Origin of the sequence: Campylobacter sp. RM16188 (assembly GCF_012978795.1) — a bacterium.
Classification (GTDB): domain Bacteria; phylum Campylobacterota; class Campylobacteria; order Campylobacterales; family Campylobacteraceae; genus Campylobacter_A; species Campylobacter_A canis.
In genome coordinates this window covers 19,305-42,140 of record NZ_LIWQ01000002.1, presented here as the reverse complement: position 1 = coordinate 42,140, position 22,836 = coordinate 19,305, and the positions used below count along the sequence as shown (strand labels likewise).

Here is a 22,836-nt window from a genome sequence, read left to right as displayed (position 1 = left end):
AGCGCTTTAGACAACGTTCTTAAAATTTATTTATGCCAATTTTCTCTAAACGATTTTTTGCCGCAGCCGTTAAATTCTCTTCAAATTCATAGTATTCAAACGTCGCTCCATGCTGAAACACTCCACCTAATATATCTCCGCTTTGACGATTTTTAAGATCTATCTGCGCTATCTCAAATCCATCAAGCGTGGCACAAAATTCACGCAATCTCTCAGGCGGATTTTTAAGCTTAGTAAAGAGAAAGCAAAAGCCCTCTCCGCCCTGCCTACCCACCCTTCCTCGCAGCTGATGAAGCGTGGCAAGCCCTAGCCTTTCAGCCCCCACTACGACTATCGTACTAAGCCTAGGCAAAGAAATTCCCACCTCAACAACCGTAGTTGAAAGCAAGATATCTCCATTCTGTCTAAATTCACGTAAAATTTGCTCTTTTTGCCTGTCTTTGCCGTGGGTTATAAATACATTTTTAAAATTTTTAAGCCAAAAATCCTGCGCCTCGCTTAAGCTTTGATAACTTGAACTTTCGCTTGTTTCTACCAGAGGATATACTATGATTACTTGCTTATTTTTTGCAATTTCTTGCCTGATGTGATTTAAAAGCCGTTCAAAGTCCGCACTTTGTAAAATTTGCGAATGTATAGTTTTTTTAAACGGCATCTGCTTTAAAAAGCTAAATTCCACAAACGAGCTTTGTATCATACTAAGAGTACGCGGTATGGGTGTGGCTGAAAACTGAATGACATGAGCGTAGTTTTGCCCGTCGCGCACCAGTTGATTTATCTTCTCGCGCTGGTTTGAACCGAAGCGATGCTGCTCATCTATCATAACGACAGGCGATTTGACAAGCTCGTTATAAAGAAGCACATGCGTGCCTATTATCAAATTTACACCTTCAAATTCAGGCTCTTTTTCACCGCTTTTTACAAGCTTGATATTCATAAATTCAGGCAGCAACCTCACCGCTTCATCGTAAATTTGCTCAGCAAGTATAGAAGTAGGAGCCATCACAATTGCAGCTTTAGGATATACGCTTAAAGCCGTAGCAAGAATAACTATAGTCTTGCCGCTTCCCACATCACCCATGACAACTCGCCTTTTTGCCTTATCACCGCTAAGATCAAGCCTGATATCGGCTATGGCGTTTTTTTGATCATCGGTAAGCTTAAACGGCAAGGATGCTACCCAAGGGCTTATATCAAAAATTTCTACTTTCTCGCTTGCAAAATCAGTTTTTTTAGTGCTTAGCTTTCTTAGATAGTTATAAATCTCAACAAATTTTAAAATTTCAAGCCCGTGCGAGCCTTTGTCTAAATTTTCAAGTAAATGCGCGCTATTATGATCGCTCTTGTGCAGATCGCTTAAGAATTTAGCTTCACTCTCGTTAAGTCCTTCGGCAAGCAAATTTTCTATAGTTACATATCTGCTTGCTAGCTCTTTAAATCTATCGTCACGCAGGCTTAGTTTGTATTTAGGGATTATCTCGTTTATTTTTGTGATTATCTTTGGATTTGTTATCTGCCAAGAGCCAAAAGCAAAGGAGCATTTGCCGTTTATATAAATTTGCTTACCTATTTTAAATGCTCCAAAATGCCAAGACTTGGCATTAAATATAATGATTTTAACGTTTTGCTCCCAGCTCTCGCACCATGCTAAGACATGTAAGATCCCGCTTTGCCTATATGAGTTTTTTATCACTACTTCGATGCTCACGCTACCGTCTTTTGGGCTTTGGGTTATAGTCGTGTCATCAAAGCTCTTTGGAATTTTAAGAGAAAGATCAAGTAGCGTAAATACGCCTATTTTGTTTAAAATTTCCTTGTCGCCGGGTTTAAATTTCATTATAAAGCACGGCAAAACTTAGCTTGGTTATCTCATCGTGAGAAGCTATAAATTCGTTAAGCTCGCTAAGTTTTAGCTTAGAAATTTTATCAAGCTCATCTTTAAACGAGCCGATCTTAAAGCCGTTATAAACCTCACCTTGAGCGATATTTAACCTGTTAAAAAGCGTCTCTTGGCGAAGAGGTTGAGAACCCAGCAAAAATCTCTTAGCCTGAGCTAATTCGCGCGCAGTAACGCCCTTTTTGACAAATTTATCAAATTCGTCCTTCACTACTGATATAGCCTCGTCCTTGCTCTCGTTTTTGGTTTGAAGATAACCTGAAATTTGAGAGTAGCTTAGCATAAATCCGCTTCTTGCGTAAGCTGAATATGCAAGTCCTCGTTTTACTCTAATTTCCTCCATAAGCCTAGCGCCAAAGCCGCTCTCACCTAGTATGAAACTAGCCACTTTAGCCTTAAATCTTTCATCTGTACCCACCTCAAAAGGAGCGCCGAAGTATATATAAGCCTGTTGGCTTGGCTTAATGATAAACTTTTGACTCATCTTTTGGCTAGTTTGCAGCTTCTTTAGCTCTCGCGCCTTGCCGTCGCTTAAGCCGCTTAAAATTTGCTCTAGTTTTAGCTCGTTAAGATCTACATCTCCGCCAAAAACTACCATCAAATTCGCCAAATCAAGATGAGAGCTGATAAATTCTTTAATCTCTTTAAGCGTGATTTTAGACACGCTCTCTTTAGTGCCTATCGACCCTCTTGCAAGTGAAGTGTTTGGATACAAAAGCTCGTTTAAAGCAGACCGCGCTACATAATCAAAGTCGCTTTCATTGCTTAAAATTTCGCCTATTACTAGCTTTTTTAGTTTATCAAGTATATCCTCGCTAAAATTTGGATCTTTTAAAAGCTCGGATAATTTTAAGCATGCAAACTCAAAATGCTCTTTTAGGCAGCTTAGATCGATATTTAGCGTTTCAAATCCTGTTTGTGCATGAAGCGATACGGCACGCATCTCAAGCTCTTTTGCAAAAGCATTTGAGCCTTTTTTAAGAGTGCCTTCGTTTAAAAGTCTTGCGCTTAAATTTGCAAGTCCCGCAAGCTTACCGTCCTCATAGCTTCCCGCTACTTTAAAAACAAGCTTTAAAGACACTACAGGCAAAGCCTTTGAGCTTTCAAAGACAACCGGAATTTGGGTGTTTTTAACTTTTAAATTTACAACTTTCATTAGTAGAATTTCTCCAATATATCGTAATTTGTATTGCGTTTTGCAGGTTTTTCGCCCACATCGCGTATTAAATTTATCATCTCGTCTTGATTCATTCTATATGCCGCACCTGCTGCTTTTACGACGTTTTCTTCCATCATGGTTGAGCCTAGATCGTTTGCACCAAAGAGCAGTGCAAGCTGTCCTATATAGCTTCCTTGCGTTACCCAGCTGCTTTGGATGTTTTTAAAATTATCCAAAAAGAGCCTTGAAACGGCAAGTAGTCGCAAGTAGCGGTTTGATGATTGTTTTTGTATTTCCGGTCTCTCGGCGGCTAATTTGGTATTTAAACCCTGAAAACTCCATAATATAAACGCCCTAAAGCCTCCGGTAAGATCTTGCAAATCCCTAATATGCTGCCAATGCTCAACTATCTCGCGAGTCGTCTCAACCGTACCAAACATCATGGTAGCGGTTGATTTTACGCCGATCTCATGAGCCTCTTTATGAACCCTTAGCCAAGTTTCTGTGTCGCATTTTTTAGGCGCTATGATATCTCTAACCCTATCGCTTAGCACCTCAGCGCCGGCTCCCGGGATAGAATAAAGCCCTTTTGCCTTTAGACGAGCTAAAACTTCGCGAGTTGAAATTTTAGAAATTCTTGCGATGTAATCAATCTCAATCGCAGAAAAACCGTGAATAGTGATCTGTGGATAAGTTTTACTGATCCACTCGACTAAGTTTTCATACCAGTCGATCTTAAGTTTAGGATGAACGCCGCCTTGAAAGAGAATTTGCGTACCGCCTATGGCTATTAGCTCCTCTATCTTTTGCCCGATTTCTTCAAAGCTCAGCACATAAGCATCTTCTTCTTTTGCATGGCGATAAAATGCGCAAAATTTGCAATCAACCCAGCAAACGTTGGTATAATTTATGTTTCTATCAACGATAAAAGTTGTGATTTTTTCAGGATGAAGCTCTCGCTTTTTGGCTAGCGCCATAGCTCCAAGCTCGTTAAGCTCGGCATTTTCTATCAAATTTATAGCTTCATCTACACTAAGTCTTGCCAAAATTTTCCTTTGTTTAAATTTGCAAAAGTGTAGCTAAAAATGGTTTTAATTATGATAAAAAATGATTTATAAAAAGAATGGTGAAATTTAAAATAAAAAATCTTTTGTTAGAAGTTAAAGTTGATTACCCCGAGAGATGTTTCTCGGGGTAAATTTAGATTAAAAATCTGTTTTTATGTCTGAGTCTATTTGAATTTGGATAGTCTTACCGTCTACTTGATTTACGCTTTCATAGACTTTAAAGCCCGCTTCGGCTTTTGACTGATCGTCTGACTCTCTCCACTCGCCTTTGCCTGCAACTTTATCGTTAGCATCACCTAGTATCTTTAGTACGGTGTTAGAATCATCAGTTACATCAAATACGTCTTTGGCTGTGATGGTTAGCTTAACAGCCCCACTAGCGCCGTCATCGCCTAGCTTTATAGCCTCAAAGCTATCTATCTTCTTGTCTAGATTTGCAACTTTACTTAGATCGATATCTGAGTTAAACACTAAAGTATCTTTGCCCAAACCACCGTAGATACCTCCTTTATTAGCGTCATATTCAATAGTATCGCTCACCTTATCGTCAGTGATTTTCATCTTAAACGATACAGGGGTATTTGCTACACCGTTTTGATCCACTATCTGACCGCTAACCGAAATTTGAGTATCAGGTTTTGTAAGGATAGTTGCCCCAACTTTTCCGAAGTCTATATCTTGCTGACTGATCTCTATCTCTTCGCTTATAGTTTTACTAGAATCATCAGGATCGGTATAAGTTACTTTAAGCTTATCGCCTACTACAACATCATCAGGCAGACGCATATATATCTTAGTAGAGCTGATATCCTTATCTGATTTGTTTTGGTTGCGACTTATCTCGATAGCTCCATCTTTATTTACACTGCCTTCTGTGTATTCCATAAATTTGATATCTTGCATATCTAGTAGCTTAGCACTATCTTCACTGCTTGAGCCATCTTGACCGAATTTATTTGCAAGCTCTGCTTTTACAGAAGTCTCTTTTTTCTCGGTCATATTAATATTGTCAAGTTTGATGCTGGTGCCTTCGTATCTTACATTTAGGCCTGACAAATCGCCGCTAAGAGTTATCTTTCCGCTATCATCTTTATTGATAGTAAGCTCTTTTACAACCTCGGCTTTACCTGGTTCAGAGATAGTTAATTTTAACTTATCTCCTGTTACTACGTTGCTTGGAAGGTTGATACTTACAGTAGTAGAGTTAAATGTCCCATCTTTCATAGCCTCATCTCTACTCATAATTTTATCATTGCTAGCATCTTCATCAAAAACGACCTCTAGTTCTTTGCCTTTTATAGTTTCTAGTCCGATTTCAGCTTTTTTAGGATCAATGATAACATTTCCTGCTTTATCTTGAATTTTAGCCTCTACGGATGTTGTTTGACCTTCTTGAACCACCACGCCAGGAATTTTGATCGTGTTATCCTGAACCATAACTTCTCCGATAGTAAATTCCTGAGTTCTTGAAGCAAGTGAGCCGTCAGCCTGAGGCTCTGTGATAGTAACTACTACTTTATCACCATTAACAACATCTGTTGGTATCGTTACTCTTGCCACTGTTGTATGCAAGGCTTTATCATCACTCATACTCTCATCTCTGCTTAATATACCATTTCTACTAGCGTTATCCTCATCAAAAGATACAGTTAGCTCTTGTGTTATAGGCATTAACGTTAGAGAACCTGAGTCAGAGTCCTTGCCTTCCACTTTAGCTTCAAGAGTAGATGTTTTACCGTCAACCATTTTTATACCATCTATCTTTATACTGCCGTCACTATCTACGGGAACATTTTTTCCGTCTTTATCTTGAACGGTTATAGTGCCGTTATCGTTGCTTACGATAGTATATACTCTAGGCTCACTTGTTCCATCTCCATGTTTAATAGTAATTTCTACCTTGTCGCCAGCAACAACATTGCTAGGGATTGTAACTCTGGCCGTAGTGATGTGCAGATCTTTATCCTGCATAGCCTCTTCTCTAGTTAGCTTGCCGTCTTTACTATCGCTATCTTCGTCAAATATGACACGCATCTTTCTAACGCCCGGTCCTGTTCCTGTTACCTCTAAGCTTCCTAAAGCGCTAACTTTATTTTCTTTATCACCAACATTAGTAACTTCGGCTTTAACATCAACCTTGCCTTCAGCGATAGGAATTTCTATCTTAGCTATATTATTGGATACATCAATAGAACCATTTGGGCTTTGAAGGGCAATATTGCCGTCTGCATCCTTCTTGATAGTATATGACTGAGTGCTACTTGCACCTCCTTGAGTGACGATCAAGTCAAGCTTATCTCCATCTACGGCATTACTTGGAATTCTTACACTTATAGTAGTCTTATCAGGATCGCTTAAATTTTCATTTGGAGATAAAATTCCGTTTTTGCTAGTATCCTCATCAAATTTAATAGCCATATCGTCATATAGTTTTTCCAGTATGCTGTTATTCTTAGCTTCCGCCTTGCCTATACCTCTACTATCTTGCGTGATAGCTTCAACGATAGTATCTTTGCTAGTACTCATAGGCACGCCATCTACTTTGATTATGCCGTTAGAAATTTCAACCGGTTGTCCGCCGCTATCTTTGACAGTTATATTTCCATCCGCATCTCTTTCGATGCTATAAACCTTTTTAAAGCTTGGATCATCTTTAATTGTTACCGTAACAGTATCTCCGGTTACAACATTGCTTGGAATTTTTACATTAACGGCAGTTTTAATCAAATCTCTATCTTCCGTAGCTTCACTTCTAGACATAATTGTATTTTTATTGACATCTTCATCAAAATATACCGCCATTTCGTTTAGATCTGCTAAAGTATTTTCGCTTGTAGCTGAAACTGAACCGAATGCATCTTTTATTTCAGCCGTAACTATAGTCTTTTTACCAGGAAGAGTATCAAGTCCCTTTATCTGGAAGCTGTTATTAGTAACCATTTTTACCTCAGCTCCGCCATTTGTATCTTCAGTTATGGTTACTTTGCCATTACTTTCATCTTTTTTAACAGTGTATATTTTTACCGTCTCTTTATCAGCTCCGCTATCTTGCGGCTCTTTAATGGTTACAGTTAATTTGTCACCTGTTACTGCATTTTTTGGAATTTTTATAGTTACCGGAGTGTCAAACAGCTCTTTATCAGAAACTGCATTTGTCCTGCTTGTTACATTAGCACCTTTTGCCTCGTCAAATATAACTTCCGGAGTTTTCAAAGGCTCCAAACCGATAGTTTTAGTATCTGTTTTTTGCTCCGGAGTTGAACTATTTTGATAATCAATCTTAGCCGATATCGTGGTGTCATTTACACTTGGATTTTTCGGATCAAGATTATCAGCCTCTCTTGGCTTCATAGCAAGGTCTTCTAACTTGAATACAAAAGGATCTTTTGGATCAGGAACTAAAGCTTCACCCGCTCCGCCACCTGTTATAGATGATATTTTTCCGGTATTTTCATCAACTGTTATAGTATACTCTATATCGCGCGCAGGCTTGTCAGGCTCTTTAACGGTTAAGATTAGCTTATCTCCCGTTCTTACGTTATTAGGTATAGTTACAGTTGCATCGGTTTTGTTTATCTCTCCGTCAGATATAGCCTCTTGTCTGGTTAATACATCAAGAGTTTTTATCTCATCAAATTTTACATCAAGATCTCTTAGTTCAGGTGTAACTCTATCTATATTAGAATTTCCGCTTTTTTGAGTATCGGTAATACCGTCTTTTAATATAGCAGAAATTTCGGATTTAACGCCGGCAAGTACAGGTATATCTTTAACAAATATCCTGCCCTTATTTATGTCAGCCTCCGTTAGAGGAATTGCTCTTTCGATCTTAGGTCCGTTAGGGTTATCAACGTCGGTATAAGAGATCACTATCTTATCTCCAGATACGGCACCTGCAGGTATAATTACTTCAACCTCTGTTTGTTTTAGATAGCCATCTTTATCGTTTTCTTGAACTGATAGAGTTTGGTTATTATCGCTATCTTCGGTAAATGTAACTATAGGAGCGGTAAGCACGGTAGTTATATCAGAAGCCTCATCGCTAACACTGCCCACGCTATTTCTTATAGTTGCTTTTACTTCGTACTTGGTGTTATTAATCAGCTTGTCAATTACTAAATTATAACCGTTATCTTTAAGATTTTGCAACTGAGCTTCGTTTTCTATAGTAATTGATTTTGTATCTATAACACGATTTTTTCTATAAACAGCTATATCTAATATATCTCCCACTTTAACTACATTGTGTTGCGAAGTATCCACTTCACTGTCTTGCGGAACTTTTACATTTACGGTTGTCTTGCTTTGTTCGCCATCGCTATTGTTTTCAGCATAGGATAGTTTTTTATCATCTTCTGTGGCGCCAGGGGCAACAACATCTTCTACAAACACAACTTTTGGTGGTGGCGGTGGAGTTAAATTTACCTCTATCTTGTCGCTTGCTTCTTTACTTATATTGCCATGTTTGTCAGTAATAGTACCTTTTGCTTCATAAATTTCACCATTTTTTACAGGAGTATCAAATTCATAAAATTTATTGTCAAGTATAGTCTTGTCTATCGGATGATCTTTAATCTCCTTAACTACCAAGCCCGCTTTATCGTATACTTTGACATTTAACTTATCACCTATTTTTGCATCATCAGGGATTAAAACTTGAACTTTTGTAGAATTTTGGTTACCGTCTTTAGAGTTCTCAAATCTATTTAGCACTCCATCATTATTTAGCTTAGGATCAGCATTGCCTGCATTGCTACCATCCTCAGAAAAAATAACCTTTAGCTCCTTAGCTGAAATATCCACAGTTACCTGATCACTTCCCTTTGGACTTATATTGCCTGCTTTATCGGTAATAGTAGCCTCTACTTTAGATGTTTTTCCATCAGCCACAGGAACATTATCTATTTCATGGCCTTTAGTTTTAAGTTTAGTTAAAGTAACTTCATCGGGAATTTCTACTTTTATAGTCCTGCTTGTACCATCAGGATTTGTAACCGTTATATTTAACGTATCGCCAACCTTTGTCTCTTCAGGAACTTTTACTACTGCAGGAGTTTCATTTTTAGTTGCACCTAACTCTTTTTCATCTAATACTCCATCATTATCACCATCTTTTGTAAATTCAACTGTTGGTGCAGGAGTTGGCGTCGTATCGGTAGTTACTTCATCGCTTCCTTTTGGGCTTTCATTACCGGCTTTATCAGTGATAGTAGCTTCTACTCTTGATGTCTTCCCGTCTTCCACAGGAACTTCATTGATAGTGTATCCGTTGTCTTTTAAGTCATCGAGAATTGCCTGATTTGGGATAGGAACTTTTATAATATCAGTATCGCCGTTAGGTTTTTTAACAGTGATAGTTAAAGTATCTCCGATGTTCGTCTCGTCCGGAATAGTGATCTTTACAGGCGTTGTAGTCTTACCGTTTAACTCGTCTTTGCTTAATAGTCCGTCGTCTTTTCCTGTTTTAGGATTTATCTTGTCTTCAACAAATTCAACTTTCGGTGCAGGAGTTGGGGTTGTATCGGTAGTTACTTCATCGCTTCCTTTTGGACTTTCATTACCGGCTTTATCTTTGATAGTAGCTTCTACTTTTGAAATTTCACCGTCTTTTACAGGGATATTATTTATAGTATGACCATTATCTATAATCTCTTGAGTTATGACTACTTTTTGATTTTCAGTAGAGCCGTCCGGTTTTGTGATAACAATTTCTAAAGTATCTCCTATTTCAGCTTCAGGCGGAACAGTTATCTTAACAGGAGTTGTCGTTTTACCGTTTAACTCGTCTTTACTTAGTAGTCCGTCGTCTTTTCCGGTATCAGGATTTATTTTATCTTCAATAAACTCAACTTTTGGTGCAGGAGGTGGAGTTAAATCGGTAGTTATTTGATCGCTACCTGTGCTACTTGTATTGCCCGTTTGATATTTAATAACAGCATCAACTTTTGAAAGCTTACCATCTTCTACAGGAATATCATTTATGGTATAACCGTTGTCTATAATCTCTTGAGTTATAACTACTTGTTGGTTTTCTGTAGAGCCGTCCGGTTTTGTGATAACAATTTCTAAAGTATCTCCTATTTTAGTGTCGGGCGTAACAATTATTTTAACCGGCGTCGTTGTTTTATCTACTCCTGCTTCTTCATTACTCAATCTTCCGTCATTGTTGCCGTCATCCATAAACTCAACTTTTGGCGCAGGTGGTGGAGTTGGAGTCGGTGGAGGTGTCGGCTCTGGCTGCGGTGCAGGTGGTGGAGTTGGAGTCGGTGGAGGTGTCGGCTCTGGCTGCGGTGCAGGTGGTGGAGTCGGAGTCGGTGGAGGTGTCGGCTCTGGCTGCGGTGCAGGTGGTGGAGTCGGAGTCGGTGGAACAGTAGCGTCTGATGAAGGTGTATTAGCGCCTAAAGATGTTGTAAATTCTCTATTGTTTGATACTACTGAACCCAAATCACCATAATCAGCAAGAACATTAGATATATTACCGCTTCTTGTAAAAGATGTCTGGCTGAAAGTTCCTTCAGAATTTATAGCGCCACTACCGCCTCCGGCTGCAGTCGCTTCCAAACCTTCTAAATTTTGACCTCTTAAAATACCCTGCTGCAAAGAATTTATATCCGCAATTACATTATCTTGCGATCCTGAATCTATAAAACCTTGATTTAACGCTAGTTCATCATTACCCAAAACCGTTACTTCTTTACCATTGTTAAGAGCTATAACAATACTACTTGATTCTCCTTGGGTCTTTATGGTTTCCCCTAAATAAACTTCATCTCCAAGCTTAAGAGTTCTCTCGTTTCCGTTAGCGTCTACCGCCAAAACTGTTCCTGAAATTTGCTTTACTACGCCAGTAATAGTTGCCATAGCACATTCCTTTTTTTAAAAATTTTTCATATTATACATTAGACTGCGTAAAATTTTCTATTGTACTTGGGTACAATAGAAAATCTCCCTATCAATTCATTTTTAATCTTGTTTTATTTGACAAAAATACTAATATCTAAAACAAATAATATTAATTTACATATTTAAAATAATCTTTAATATGATAAAATAACTCCCTCAACACCAAAATTTCAAAGGAGTTAATCATGAAAAAACTAGCTATCATAGCTACAATGGCACTGCTTTTGGCAGGATGTGCACAAGACAAGCCAAAACCTACGGCAAACCAGATGCAAGATGGATGTCCACATCATCAAATGCATCATAAAGACGGCAAATCCTGTGGTCACTCTTGCGAGCAAGGCTGTGCTCATCATGGAGGCCATGGACATCATCACGGTCATCACCACCATTAATATAAAATTTGAGTGCCCTAAAAGCACTCAAATTTCGCTTTAGTCGTTTTTTAGTATGACTTTATTTCCTTTTGTGCCGACTACTTGGACTTTCTGTCCATCTTTTAAATCACCGTCATAGCTCCAAAGAGTACCTTTAAAATATACCATTCCTTCTTTTATCTCGCCCTCTCCGCTCTCGTTTAAAAAGTCATCTTTTACCTCATCTTTTGAACTATAAAACCTCTCTTTCATAGGCTTTTTAAGCAGGACTAAGAGCGCAACGGAGACAAGCGAAGCGAGTAAAATTTGAACATGCCATGAAAAATCTATAAAAAATCCTAAAATTCCGACAGCTAAAAATCCAAGCCCAAAAAATAGAAGAAAAAACGATCCCACAAGCAACTCTGCAACCACCAAAAGCATACCAAAAGCCAAAACAAGATACGGAGGTATCATTTCTGCTCCTTATTTTGCTTTATTTGATATAAAATCCTTTAGAACGCTTAGCGAACCTATAAGCTCGGTAGCCTCATAAGGGACTAAAATTTTATCATTGGTGCTGTTTTTAGCCAGCTCGTTAAATGCCGCGACTCTATCTCTGGCAAGCAAAAATTCGGCCGCATTTTTATTCTGAGCCATACTCTCGTTTATCATATCCATCGCGTCTTTTTGACCTTGGGCTATGGCGATTTGCTCGTATTTTTTAGCATCCGCCATTCTTTCGATAGCTTCAGCTTGAAGCACTTTTTCTTGTTTTAAAGCCTCTGCGTTGCGTATCAAAGCCTCTTTTTCAGCTTGAGCCTTAAGCTCGATGGCTCGCTTTTCGCGCTCGGCTTTCATCTGCATATTCATAGCCGCTTCAATGCCCGCAGGAACCGAAATTTCAGAAATTTCAACGCGCATAATCTTTACGCCCCAGTTGCTAGCAGCATCGCCAAGAGCTACTTGAAGAGCCGAATTTAATCGGTCGCGAGAGCTTAACGTATCATCAAGATTCATAGCGCCTATCTCGCCGCGCAGGGTCGTCATAGCTAAATTTGCGATAGCTTTTTTATAGCTATCTACGTTATAAAGCGCCATTTTTCCGTCGGTTACTTTTAAAAATACGATTCCGTCAACGGATATATTGACGTTGTCTTTAGTGATAACTTGCTGCTTAAGTATATCCACAAGCTGTTCTCTTACCGTTATAACCGCGCGAATTTGATCTATAAAAGGTATTATAAGGTGAAATCCGCCATCTAAAATTTTATGAAATTTACCAAGCCTCTCGATAATCATAATATCAGATTGAGAGACGATTTTGATACCTGCTTTTAAAAACAAAAACGCTAAAACAGCTACCACGAGCCCAAACACCATAAATTCGCTATACATCTTAGCTCCTTTTTGAAATTTATCAAATTATAACACATATACATTTAAAGGGCGGCAATGCAAACTTATAAACAAATTTGTTATATAATTGCTAACTTTAATCAAGCTATAAAGGCAAAAAATGAAAAATTTTATATTTTTGGGTGCGGCTTTGATTTTATTTAGCGGTTGCGCCTCGCAAAATTTAAGCAAACAAGATTGCGGTACCAAAGAAACTATGCCAGCCTGTAGCGTTAGTGCCGACGTAGCTGGAGTGTATGAGGCTGATATCTTATGCGCCGACTGCAAAGTGGCCGTTAGCACGCTAGAGCTTTTTAAAAACGGAAATTTTATGCTTGAAACGGTCATTCATAAAAAAAGCTCTCAAAGAACCCTTGAAAACGGAACATACACTATAAAAGGCACCGAAGTAACTCTCATAAATCAATACAAAGAAAAGACGGTTTATAAATTTGACGGAAGAAATTTAACCAAGCTTGAAAACAAAGATAGCTTCATAAAAGAGGTTTTCGGACAAAATTTGATCTATAAACCTCTAAAGTAGGTTTTTAAACAAGATTTATTTACGATTTTAAAGCTTGTAAATGCCTCTTTAAAGACTTGGTTTAATATCTTTTAATAATAAAAAGTTGTATAATCGTTTAAAATAATAACTTTAAGGAGGCTTTCTGATGAGAATTTACATAAATGCTTTACTGTCGATTTTAGTAGCCGTCATCTTCATAGGGTGTACTCCCAAAAGCACTCCTGAGCCAATCGCAACACCTGACATAAATACAACCCAAGAAGTAATCAAACCAAAGCCTAAGCCAAAACCAAAGCCTAAGCCAAAACCAAAGCCCGAAATAAAACAAGAAGAGGTCAAAAAAGAGCTTAGCCAAGAAGATTACTATAATAAAATTTTCATCAAAAGAGACATATCGGCAAACTCTCAAAGTATAGTTTTTACACATTATAAAGACGAAACAAGAGTTGTTGTGTATTCAGATAGCCTAACCGATGAAGGTAGGCAAAAATGCAAATTTGACGAAGCGGTAAATTTCAAAGACGGAAAATTTTATTATGAAAAAGATGGAGCTAAAGCTGCATTTTCTCTTCTGATAGAAGATGGGATTTTAAGCGTTACGACTAGCGGTAAAAAAGTAAATTTATGCAAAAACGGCACCTTTCACGGGATATACAAAGAAAATAAAAAATCCAAAAATATAATCGCCAAATACTCATTTACAAAATTTAGTAAAGACGCCAAACTTGAAGATATCCTAAAAGAGTATCCACAAGATCGCATCAAAAAAGGTGCGGGGTATCCCGATAAAAAAGGCAACGAAACATTTGAATACTATGTGCTTGATTCTAAATTCGAGCCTCTGTTTTACATCATAACCGCAGCAGACGACAAGATACTTGAAATTCACGTCATATCACCGATTTACAAAACTCCGCAAGGACTATCGACAGCCTCTACGCTAAAAGATATCTTTAAGCAGCTTGAAGTAACGAAGATATCCTCAAAAGAGGATAAGATATTTATGGAGGTCAAAATACTTGGCGTGAAATTTGAATTTGACGGCTCAAATTTGATAGGCAAAAAACAACACAGTATAGATACTTTAAGCATTGACAGTCCCGTTTCTAAGATCATAGTGCTGTGGGATAAATAAGTTTGAATAAATTTATATCGCTTTTAAAGAGAGAGCGAATTTTTGCAAGGCTCTCTCTTATTCAACTCATTTGTTATTTTGGAGTTTGGTTTTCTCATACGGGAGTTTTTACGCTTCTTATAAAGCTTGACGCGCCTGTTTGGGCGATCACTCTAGCCGCAGCTACGGCGTTTTTACCCGGGGTCGTGCTAGCTCCTTTTAGCGGCGTTATCGTAGATAAATTTAACCCAAAGCCTATGCTTGTATCTCTTATCGTGATTGAAGCGGTAACTGTTTTTATCCTGATTTTTATCAACTCTCTTGATATGCTTTGGTTGCTTTTTATTATTATTTTTGTTCGATCGGCGGCAGGCGGGACATATTTTCAGGTTGAGATGAGTATGTTTCCTAAAATTTTAAGCAAAAGCGATCTAAAACTGGCTAATGAAATTCACGCTCTGATATTTTCTATCTCTTACACCTCGGGCATGGGACTTGCGGGAATTTATATACACTTTTTCGGGATCAAAAGCGCATTTTTGCTTGATTGCGCTCTATACGTATTTGCTCTATTTTTGCTTTTAAAGCTAGATATAAAAAATATGGCGAAAAACAAAGGCGAAAAAGCTTTACATATGCTTAAAGAGGGGCTTGGCTACATAAAGCAAAATCCTCTTGTGATGCATCTAATCATCTTGCACGGCATCGTCGGAGTTACTTCATACGATGCTCTTGTGGCGCTTTTAGCCGATTATCAATACAAAGAGCTGCTTTCAGCTTCGCTTGTCATAGGATTTATAAACGCGGCTAGATCCATTGCGCTTTTGATAGGTCCGATACTTCTTAGCAAATTTGTAAATACAAAGACCTTATTTTATATCTACATCGGTCACGGCATAGGCGTTTGCATATGGGGAATTTTGCAGTTTAACTTCTATCTTGGCTTTTTAGGGACGATGGCGGCAGGGTTTTTTACCTCAAGCCTTTGGAGCTATACTTTTACCCTGCTTCAGCAAAAATGCGACGATAGATACTATGGACGAATTATCGCCTATAACGATATGGTTTATCTTGGCATAGGAGCACTAACTTCAGCCGGCATAGGATTGCTATTTAAGCTAGGTCTTACGCTATGGGGCATTACTATCATTATGGGATGTATGTTTTTCCTAGGCGCTATCTACTGGAGTGCGGTTTATAAGAGATATAAAGAGATATTGGATTAAGCCTTGACGTAATACGAAGCTCCGCTGATTATGATTTTTTTATAAAGCGAAGTGTAAGGCACCAAATCCGCATGCCCAGTATAAAGCCTACCGTCATCATTTAGGATCTTATGAAATCTCTCGATAGTTTTTAGCTTATAATCCTCATCAAAATATATCATCATATTTCTTGAAAATATTACATCAAATTTACCGAGCTTAAAGAGCGAATCGTCAAAGATATTTACCACGCTAAATTCGCTTCTTGGCAAAAGCTCTTTTTTGATCTTAAATCTATCATCGACTTTATCAAAATATATATTTTTTTGATTATCGTTTAGTCTATGAAGCGAGCGTTCGGAGTAAGTAGCTTCGCGGCATTTGTCAATCGCTTCTGAGTTTATATCTATGCCGACTATCGAAATTTCAGACAAATTTAGCAAATTCGAATTAGCCAAAATTCCAAGCGAATAGACCTCCTCTCCCGTTGAACAGGGTGCGCAAAGTATGCGCGTAAATCCACGCTCTTTAGCATAATAAATCGCGGCTTGAAGCTGAGCTAACTCTCTATAAAAATAAGTTTCGTTGATAGTGATTAGATTTAGCACCTCTTGCCTTAAAACACGATCAACTATAATCCTCGTGCTTAAAAGCTCAAAAGTCTCGATCGAATGAGCTTGAGCGAAATTTGCCACGCGTTGTTTTATAGTCTCTTTTTTACTCTCCAGATCAACACCGCAGATACTTTTAATGTTTTGGATAAACTTATCAAGCCCTTTCATATCGCTAGGCAGAGGGGTTGCTTTAGACTCTTGCAAGTTATCCGAAGGCGAAACTTTCTTAAATTTATCAAAAAACACTCACAAACCTCTCTAGCTCCGCTCTTATCTCGCTGATAGAAAGCGATCTTAAATTTGAATTTATCTCTTTAGCCCGTTTTGGCATACCATATACTATCGCGCTTGCTTCGCTTTCGGCTATGCAAGTTGCGCCGGCTTTATATAGCTCATTTAGTCCTTTTGCGCCGTCATCTCCGATACCCGTTAAGAGTATAGCCATCACATCGCAAAATTTACAAGCCTGTACGGCGGATTCAAAGAGCAAATTTACATTCGGATTATAAGTAGTCTCCTTGCCTTTTGCACAAACGGCTGCACTAAGCGGCTGGGTAGGCAAAATTTCGGAGTTCTTTTCGCATATATAAATTTTATTTTTTAGCTGCGTTTTGCCTTCAAGCTTTAGCACATCGGCACTACACTCTTTATCAAACTGAGTTATAAAACTCGGTATAAACATAAGGCTCATGTGCTGAGCTATGACTACACTCGCGCTACCGATATCTAAATTTTGAAAAAGCTTTTTAAGGTGTCCGGGACCCCCCGTAGACGCTCCTATCAATACTAACTTCTGTTTCACTTTCAGCCAACTTATTTTTAATTTTGCGCATTATATCTTAAAAACGCAATATATTTAAATTTAATTTATTTTTTATTCGTCATTTTATATAAAAAGCTAAAAATTTCAGCCACCGCCTTATACAAATTCGGCGGAATCTCCTCATTTATATCCACTTTGCTTAAAAGCTCGACAAGATCGGCGTCCTCTTTAATAGGTATATCATGCTCTTTGGCTAAATTTATGATGTTTTTAGCCACCTCCCCGGAGCCGCTTGCAAGCACTTTTGGAGCGTTATCTTTGGCTTTATTATAACCAAGAGCGACAGCTTTTTTTGTTTTTATCTTAGCCAAACAAGCTCCTAAATTTTCTTATCAAAGCCCATATCAAGCCCGTCAAATCCCGTATAAGCGGAATTTGCCAAAAGCTTTGGCAACGTTTTTAGACTAAAATTTGATACTATCAGACCCTGATCGCTTATAGCCTTTTTAAGCTCTTTCGTGCCGCTTAAAATCAGCTCTTTAAACTCATCTTTTTGCGTAGCTATTGATATATCAAGATATTTTTTTTCGCTTAATCCTACCATTATATTTATGGCGCCGAATTTTTGAAAATTTAGATCGATTTGCGCGTAATGCTTTTGCTTTTTGCCGCGTTTAAAGGATATATTTCCTCCATCAACTCCGTCCCAGACATAAGGAAGATAGGTTTGAAGTCCGCCGGCTACGCTTGAGACGAGTTGATTTATCTCGATTTGCGCAAGCAGTTTTGAGCTTAGTTGATTGATTTGAGAGTTTGGTTCGCTTTTGTTTTGGATATTTAAAAGCATGCTTTTTGCATCGTTTTGAAGCGTTTTTATAGCATCTTCTGTAATCTTTGGCTTTATTAGCTCGATATCTTTTTGGGCTAAATTTTGTTGCTTAAAGAGGTTTGAAATTTCATCAAGTCCGCTCTTGGCGTCAAATCCCGCCTTATCAGCCAGCATTAGAGCTTGATTTAGCCTTTTAGCAACGGTTTTTAACATATCTTGAAGGCTTAAATTTTCGCTTGCGTTGGAACGATTTAAAATTTGCTCTCCAAAGGAATTTATCAAATTTGACTGCTTTAGAGTACTTTCAACGGACTTTTCAAGCTCGTTTACGGCGCTTAAAAGCTCTTTTAAATTTGAGCTATAAATTTTGCTTTGCGCTAGCTTTTCACCCGCTATACTTGGGAGTTTTTCTTTTAAATTTATTAAAATTTCAGAGATTTTTAAAAGCTTGGTTTTTACACTCTCCTCGCTTAAAGCAAGTCCTTTTTGATTCATTAAATTTGCCTGCTTATCTAAAAATTTAGCCATATTTTCAAGCTTAGAGCTTTGTGTTAGCAGATGCTTTATATTTGAAGAATTAAGAATTTCTTTGTTTTGCGCTTTAGCACTGTTTAAAATTTCAGAAAGTTTATTAAAACTTGCGTTTGTACTTAAAGTATCGTCTTTTGCAAGAGTTAAAATTTCATTTAAAAGCTTTGGATTAGAAAGATTTTTTATATCTCCTAATAGCTTATTTATAGAGCTTGGAAGAGTGTTTTTATTTACAAGAAGATCTTTTAAATTTGCTTCAAGCATGACGCCTGAGCTTTTTATCTGCTCGTTAAGCAAAGAGCCCTTAAGCTCACCAATAGGCTTTAAAAACGCTTTTAGCTTCTGCGCAAGCTCTTTTAGTTCCGGATTTTGCTCGGCTAGAGCTATAAGATTTTTAAGATCTTTAGCCAAATTCGGCGACACTTGCAGGCTCTTAGCATGATTTGTGATCTCTGCCAGTTTTGCTTCGCTAGGATTTGATTTTAGCTCGTTTAACAAGCGATTTACAAGTCTATCAAGATCTTGCAAGCCTTTTTCAGCAATTACTTCGCTTTGAGTTTGATTTGAAGGGCTTGGCTGATTTTTAAAAAGCGAGCCGACACCCTTTGTGTCACTATTTTTATTAAGGGGTCTGTTTTCTACCCCTGCGCCTTTTGTGATTAAATTTTTAGTTATTTCCATACCGATAAATCGCCGAAATTCGATTTTATTTTAGCTATTTGCCATAGTTCCTGGACTATGCTCAAAGCTTTTGCGATATTTTTCAGGAACCGTTTTTTGAGTAAGGGCAAATAGTATCAAAAGCGTTAAAAGCACGACATAAACCCACATAAACCCGCTAGCTCCGTAAAAACTCATAACCACACCCATAATAACAGGCGAAAACAGCGAGCCGATAGAGTAGCTAAAAAGTATCGCGCGCCCTACTTCGATCGATTTTGATTTATGCACGAGCATATCGTTTGCTCTGGCAAGCGCAAGAGCGTATAGGCAAAACACGCCTGAGCCCAAGAAAAACGACAATGCGTATTGTAAATTTATACTTAAATCAAATTTCACAAAAATAATCGCAGCCGCAAGAGAGACAAGAGAGCATCCGATGATAACGGGTCTTCTACCGAATTTATCTGAAATTCCGCCTATGATACCGTGCGCGATAAATCCTCCCGCCATCGCAATCGTCATAAAAAACGACACCTCTTTAGGACTAAATCCTTGAAGCAAGATATAAACGCTAGCCATGGAAAAAAACCCATTTACAAGCACTCCCGCTACTATGCTCGTGATCAAGGCAAGCGGCACGAGAGCGAAAATTTTAGGTATGCTTATGTTTTTACGCTCAGGTATCGGAGGCTCTTTTATGCGAACTAAATTTAAAGGTATACTTGATATCAGGATAAAAGCCGCACTTATCAAAAAAATCTCCGAAGAGCTAAGATCAAGACTAAGTACTAAAATTCCAAGTCCGAAGCAAACGTAAAATACGATCTCGTAAAAGGCTATCACGCGCGAGCGAACTTCGTTTCTAGCTCTTTCGTTAAGCCAGCTTTCAACTATCATCAAGATAGAGTAATAGCAAAATCCAAGACAACCTCGCAGTAGCGACCAAAAGTATAAATTTGAGCTTAACTCATGAAACATCGCGGAAATGCCAAAAAGCGATGAAAATATCGCAAAACTTCTGATATGTCCTACTTTTGAAACAATCTTGTGCGACATTATGGTGCTAAGCATGGCTCCTATGAAAAACGCGGCTATTACAAGGCCTGTCGCAAGCTCGCCTGCGCCCATTATTTTAAGCTCTATACCCGCCGAACTTATCACAAGACCGTTTCCGATAAACAAAAACGAAATGCCGACAAACAGCGGCCCCATCGTCTTTATCGTCCTTTTACTACTAATCGCCACGAACAATCACTCCATACACCAAAGCTCCCACTGGCATAACCCCAAGAGCAAGCAAAAATGCCGTCATATCAAAAACTTCGTTTCTGTTTAACGCCAAAAATCCGACCACCAAAAACGCATAAGCCATAAGTCTAAACGGCACAAATGCAGTTTGCAAATTCTCAAATTTTATATTTTTTTTAGCAAGCCGCTTTTCTCTTTTTAAAAGCTCTTTTGCGCTTAAATTTTCTAAATTTTCCTCTTTTTTATCAGTCTGAGGATGCTTGTGAGAAGCCAAATTTGAGCCTTCATCAACTTCGCTAGCTTGATTTACCCTAAATTCTTTCGCCTTAGCTTCAAATTTAGCTTTTAAGTCATCTTGCGAACTCTCGCCCCAAATTTCATCTTCATCATCGTCTTGCAAAGTAAGCCTAGCCTCTTCCACCTTTGAAAGGACGCGATTTTTATAGCTTCTAAAACTTGCCAGCAGTATTAAAATCGAGCCAAAAAATGCAACTTGCGAACTAAAAAACCAGCTTTTACCCATAAAAAACGAGCTTATCAAAAGCAAAATTTCAAATCCGCCATAAACGAAAAAAAGCCTTTTATCAATGAGCACTACTCATCTTCCTCGTCGTCTTTATCGCTCTTTGCGGGCTTAAATTTACTCTCATCCTTTAACTCTTCAAAGCTCTTCATCTGCTTATCATAGGCTTTTTTTACATTTAAAACAGCAGCTGCAATACCAAGGGCAAATCCCGCAAAAAGCGCCCAAGTCCAGCCTGTTTCTTTCATTACCCAAAATCCAAGTCCTGCGCCTATTGCAAGCGCTACGACTATGGAAATTCCAAGGCTTAACTGCTCGGCTCCCTTTACGACCTCGCCTATTTTCAGTTTAGCCATTTTTTATCTCTTTAAATGCCTCATTAGCCATATCTACGGCAAATTTTATCTCATCTTCGCTCATTACCGAGCAGATAAATCCCGTCTCAAACTGACTAGGAGCAAGATAAACGCCGCGATTTAGCATAGCTCTGTGAAATTTGGCATACATTTTCGTATCGCTCTTTAGCGCGTCGTCGTAGTTTTTAACCTCGTCTTTTGTAAAGAAAAAGCCAAACATAGAGCCGCGAGTACAAATTTGCAGATCTATGCCGTTTTTATCGGCAGCCTCTTTAAAGCCCTCAACAAGCATCTTGGCAAGTAAGCCGAGCCTATCATAGAGCTTTTCGTCTTTATAAATTTTGCTAATTGAAGCTATTCCTGCAGCCATAGCAACAGGATTTCCACTTAGCGTGCCCGCTTGATAAACGGCGCCGTCAGGACTTAAGCAATCCATTATCTCGGCTTTTCCGCCAAATGCAGCCGCACTCATACCTCCGCCTATAACTTTACCGAAAGTTACCATATCGGCTTTTATTTTATTAAACTCAAACGATCCGTGCTTGCTTGCTCTAAAGCCGCTCATCACCTCATCAAAGATAAGCACCGCCTTATACTCATCACAAAGCGCTCTAAGCCCTTTTAAAAACTCATTGCAAGCAGGCACAAGACCCATATTTCCGGCTATCGGCTCGATTATCACCGCTCCTATTTGCGCACCGCTTTTAAATATCGCTTCAACGCTTGCAAGGTCGTTATATTTAGCCAAATAAGTATTTTTCACCACATCCTCAGGAACTCCCGAACTTGAAGCGTTTCCATAAGTAGTAGCGCCGCTTCCCGCCTTAACCAAAAGCGCATCGCTATGACCGTGATAGCAACCTTCAAATTTGATAAGTCCGTCTTTTTTACTGTATCCTCTCGCAACTCTTATTGCGCTCATCGTAGCTTCAGTGCCTGAACTTACGAAGCGAATTTTTTCTACATTTTCAAACTCATCGCAAATAAGCTTAGCAAGTTTCGTCTCAAGCTCACAAGGCGCGCCAAAGCTAAGCCCTCTTTTAGCCGTTTCTATAACCGCATTTTCTATATCCTTATCACAGTGTCCAAATATAAGCGGTCCCCAGCTTTGAATAAAGTCAAGATAGCGATTTCCCTCTACATCCACAAGATAAGCGCCCTTGCCGTAACTTACCATAAATGGCTCGCCGCCAACGCTACCGAATGCTCGAACAGGCGAATTTACGCCACCTGGAATATAGCTCTTTGCCTCTTTGAAAGCCTCTTTATTTGTCATCTTTTTTGTCCTTATCATCATTGAAATTTTTTACATATTCGTATAATAAAAGCGTCTCTTCATCTGTTAAAAAATAGCTTGGCATAACGTCTTTTGGGCGCTTTAAAGCTTCGCTAAATTTCCAAAAATCAAGGTTGTTGATACGAGGAGCTTTTAGTTCTGCATCAACCATTTCGTTTTTCTTTTTGTCAAAGTGCTTAAATTTAGCTATGAGCGCACCTTCGCCTTTTTTGCCGTGGCACTTATCGCATCCTATGCCGCGCGGGTTTGAGTAAAGCATCTTGGCGTATTCGTTTTTGGTTATAAAATCGCTTGCAAAAACGCAGTTAAAAAGCAAGATCGGCAGAATAAATTTTCTCATACGCCCTTTTCGTTTTTTGTAAAATTTAATATAAAATTAGCTATGAT

The 22,836-nt window shown here is 38.5% G+C and carries 19 protein-coding genes; 4 read left to right on the top strand and 15 right to left on the bottom strand.

Features of this window, described 5'->3' with window-relative positions:
* Positions 1 to 19: 19 nt before the first annotated feature.
* From recG to CDOM16188_RS01250, 4 genes are all read right to left on the bottom strand, one after another.
* The gene (gene recG / locus CDOM16188_RS01265) at positions 20 to 1,837 is read right to left on the bottom strand and encodes an ATP-dependent DNA helicase RecG (protein ID WP_172197583.1); all 1,818 of its coding nucleotides are present in this window, start codon (positions 1,835 to 1,837) and stop codon (positions 20 to 22) included.
* Positions 1,827 to 3,053 carry a pitrilysin family protein gene (locus CDOM16188_RS01260; protein ID WP_172197580.1) on the bottom strand — a complete coding sequence of 409 codons (1,227 nt, stop codon included), beginning with the start codon at positions 3,051 to 3,053 and terminating at the stop codon, positions 1,827 to 1,829. The genes recG and CDOM16188_RS01260 overlap by 11 nt, the downstream gene beginning before the upstream one ends.
* Entirely contained in the window at positions 3,053 to 4,102 is a 1,050-nt protein-coding gene (locus tag CDOM16188_RS01255; RefSeq protein ID WP_172197577.1) for a dehypoxanthine futalosine cyclase, read from the bottom strand. The genes CDOM16188_RS01260 and CDOM16188_RS01255 overlap by 1 nt, the downstream gene beginning before the upstream one ends.
* Before the next feature lie 159 nt (positions 4,103 to 4,261).
* Positions 4,262 to 10,984 (bottom strand): retention module-containing protein, encoded by a 6,723-nt coding sequence (locus CDOM16188_RS01250; RefSeq protein ID WP_172197574.1) that lies wholly within the window; start codon positions 10,982 to 10,984, stop codon positions 4,262 to 4,264.
* A gap of 227 nt (positions 10,985 to 11,211) precedes the next feature.
* Here CDOM16188_RS01250 and CDOM16188_RS01245 point away from each other — a divergent pair, with 227 nt between their 5' ends.
* Positions 11,212 to 11,421: a hypothetical protein gene (locus CDOM16188_RS01245; RefSeq protein ID WP_172197571.1), complete on the top strand. Its 210-nt coding sequence runs from the start codon at positions 11,212 to 11,214 to the stop codon at positions 11,419 to 11,421.
* Positions 11,422 to 11,460: 39 nt separating this feature from the next.
* Here CDOM16188_RS01245 and CDOM16188_RS01240 read toward each other — a convergent pair whose 3' ends face one another.
* Together CDOM16188_RS01240 and CDOM16188_RS01235 are read right to left on the bottom strand one after the other, a co-directional pair.
* Complete coding sequence (locus tag CDOM16188_RS01240; RefSeq protein WP_169942460.1) at positions 11,461 to 11,859, bottom strand: NfeD family protein; 399 nt, start codon at positions 11,857 to 11,859, stop codon at positions 11,461 to 11,463.
* A 9-nt stretch (positions 11,860 to 11,868) separates the two neighbouring features.
* Complete coding sequence (locus CDOM16188_RS01235) at positions 11,869 to 12,765, bottom strand: SPFH domain-containing protein (protein WP_169942602.1); 897 nt, start codon at positions 12,763 to 12,765, stop codon at positions 11,869 to 11,871.
* Between the two features lie 136 nt (positions 12,766 to 12,901).
* Between CDOM16188_RS01235 and CDOM16188_RS01230 the strand changes: the two genes are divergently transcribed.
* The 3 genes from CDOM16188_RS01230 to CDOM16188_RS01220 all read left to right on the top strand — a co-directional run bounded on the left by CDOM16188_RS01230 (position 12,902) and on the right by CDOM16188_RS01220 (position 15,646).
* On the top strand, positions 12,902 to 13,324 hold the full coding sequence (locus CDOM16188_RS01230) for a copper resistance protein NlpE N-terminal domain-containing protein (RefSeq protein WP_172197568.1): 423 nt from the start codon (positions 12,902 to 12,904) through the stop codon (positions 13,322 to 13,324).
* A 127-nt stretch (positions 13,325 to 13,451) separates the two neighbouring features.
* Entirely contained in the window at positions 13,452 to 14,441 is a 990-nt protein-coding gene (locus CDOM16188_RS11400) for a TonB N-terminal domain-containing protein (protein WP_301538595.1), read from the top strand.
* A 2-nt stretch (positions 14,442 to 14,443) separates the two neighbouring features.
* Entirely contained in the window at positions 14,444 to 15,646 is a 1,203-nt protein-coding gene (locus tag CDOM16188_RS01220) for an MFS transporter (RefSeq protein WP_172197565.1), read from the top strand.
* Here the strand turns inward: CDOM16188_RS01220 and CDOM16188_RS01215 are convergent.
* The 9 genes from CDOM16188_RS01215 to CDOM16188_RS01175 form a co-directional block, all read right to left on the bottom strand.
* Positions 15,643 to 16,485 carry a protein-glutamate O-methyltransferase CheR gene (locus tag CDOM16188_RS01215; RefSeq protein ID WP_349644338.1) on the bottom strand — a complete coding sequence of 281 codons (843 nt, stop codon included), beginning with the start codon at positions 16,483 to 16,485 and terminating at the stop codon, positions 15,643 to 15,645. The genes CDOM16188_RS01220 and CDOM16188_RS01215 overlap by 4 nt on opposite strands.
* A complete protein-coding gene (locus CDOM16188_RS01210) occupies positions 16,475 to 17,041 on the bottom strand; it encodes a CheB methylesterase domain-containing protein (protein WP_169942466.1) in 567 nt (188 codons plus the stop codon). The genes CDOM16188_RS01215 and CDOM16188_RS01210 overlap by 11 nt, the downstream gene beginning before the upstream one ends.
* Before the next feature lie 65 nt (positions 17,042 to 17,106).
* Entirely contained in the window at positions 17,107 to 17,373 is a 267-nt protein-coding gene (locus CDOM16188_RS01205; protein ID WP_169942468.1) for a FlhB-like flagellar biosynthesis protein, read from the bottom strand.
* 8 nt (positions 17,374 to 17,381) lie between these two features.
* Complete coding sequence (locus CDOM16188_RS01200; protein ID WP_172197562.1) at positions 17,382 to 19,043, bottom strand: flagellar hook-length control protein FliK; 1,662 nt, start codon at positions 19,041 to 19,043, stop codon at positions 17,382 to 17,384.
* 30 nt (positions 19,044 to 19,073) lie between these two features.
* Entirely contained in the window at positions 19,074 to 20,270 is a 1,197-nt protein-coding gene (locus CDOM16188_RS01195; protein ID WP_367649327.1) for an MFS transporter, read from the bottom strand.
* The gene (locus CDOM16188_RS01190; RefSeq protein WP_367649326.1) at positions 20,260 to 20,868 is read right to left on the bottom strand and encodes a hypothetical protein; all 609 of its coding nucleotides are present in this window, start codon (positions 20,866 to 20,868) and stop codon (positions 20,260 to 20,262) included. Before CDOM16188_RS01190 ends, CDOM16188_RS01195 begins: the two co-directional genes overlap by 11 nt.
* On the bottom strand, positions 20,868 to 21,152 hold the full coding sequence (locus CDOM16188_RS01185) for an AtpZ/AtpI family protein (protein WP_169942472.1): 285 nt from the start codon (positions 21,150 to 21,152) through the stop codon (positions 20,868 to 20,870). Before CDOM16188_RS01185 ends, CDOM16188_RS01190 begins: the two co-directional genes overlap by 1 nt.
* Complete coding sequence (hemL, locus tag CDOM16188_RS01180) at positions 21,145 to 22,428, bottom strand: glutamate-1-semialdehyde 2,1-aminomutase (protein WP_172197559.1); 1,284 nt, start codon at positions 22,426 to 22,428, stop codon at positions 21,145 to 21,147. The genes CDOM16188_RS01185 and hemL overlap by 8 nt, the downstream gene beginning before the upstream one ends.
* Complete coding sequence (locus tag CDOM16188_RS01175) at positions 22,418 to 22,789, bottom strand: c-type cytochrome (protein WP_169942476.1); 372 nt, start codon at positions 22,787 to 22,789, stop codon at positions 22,418 to 22,420. The genes hemL and CDOM16188_RS01175 overlap by 11 nt, the downstream gene beginning before the upstream one ends.
* Between the last annotated feature and the right edge of the window lie 47 nt (positions 22,790 to 22,836).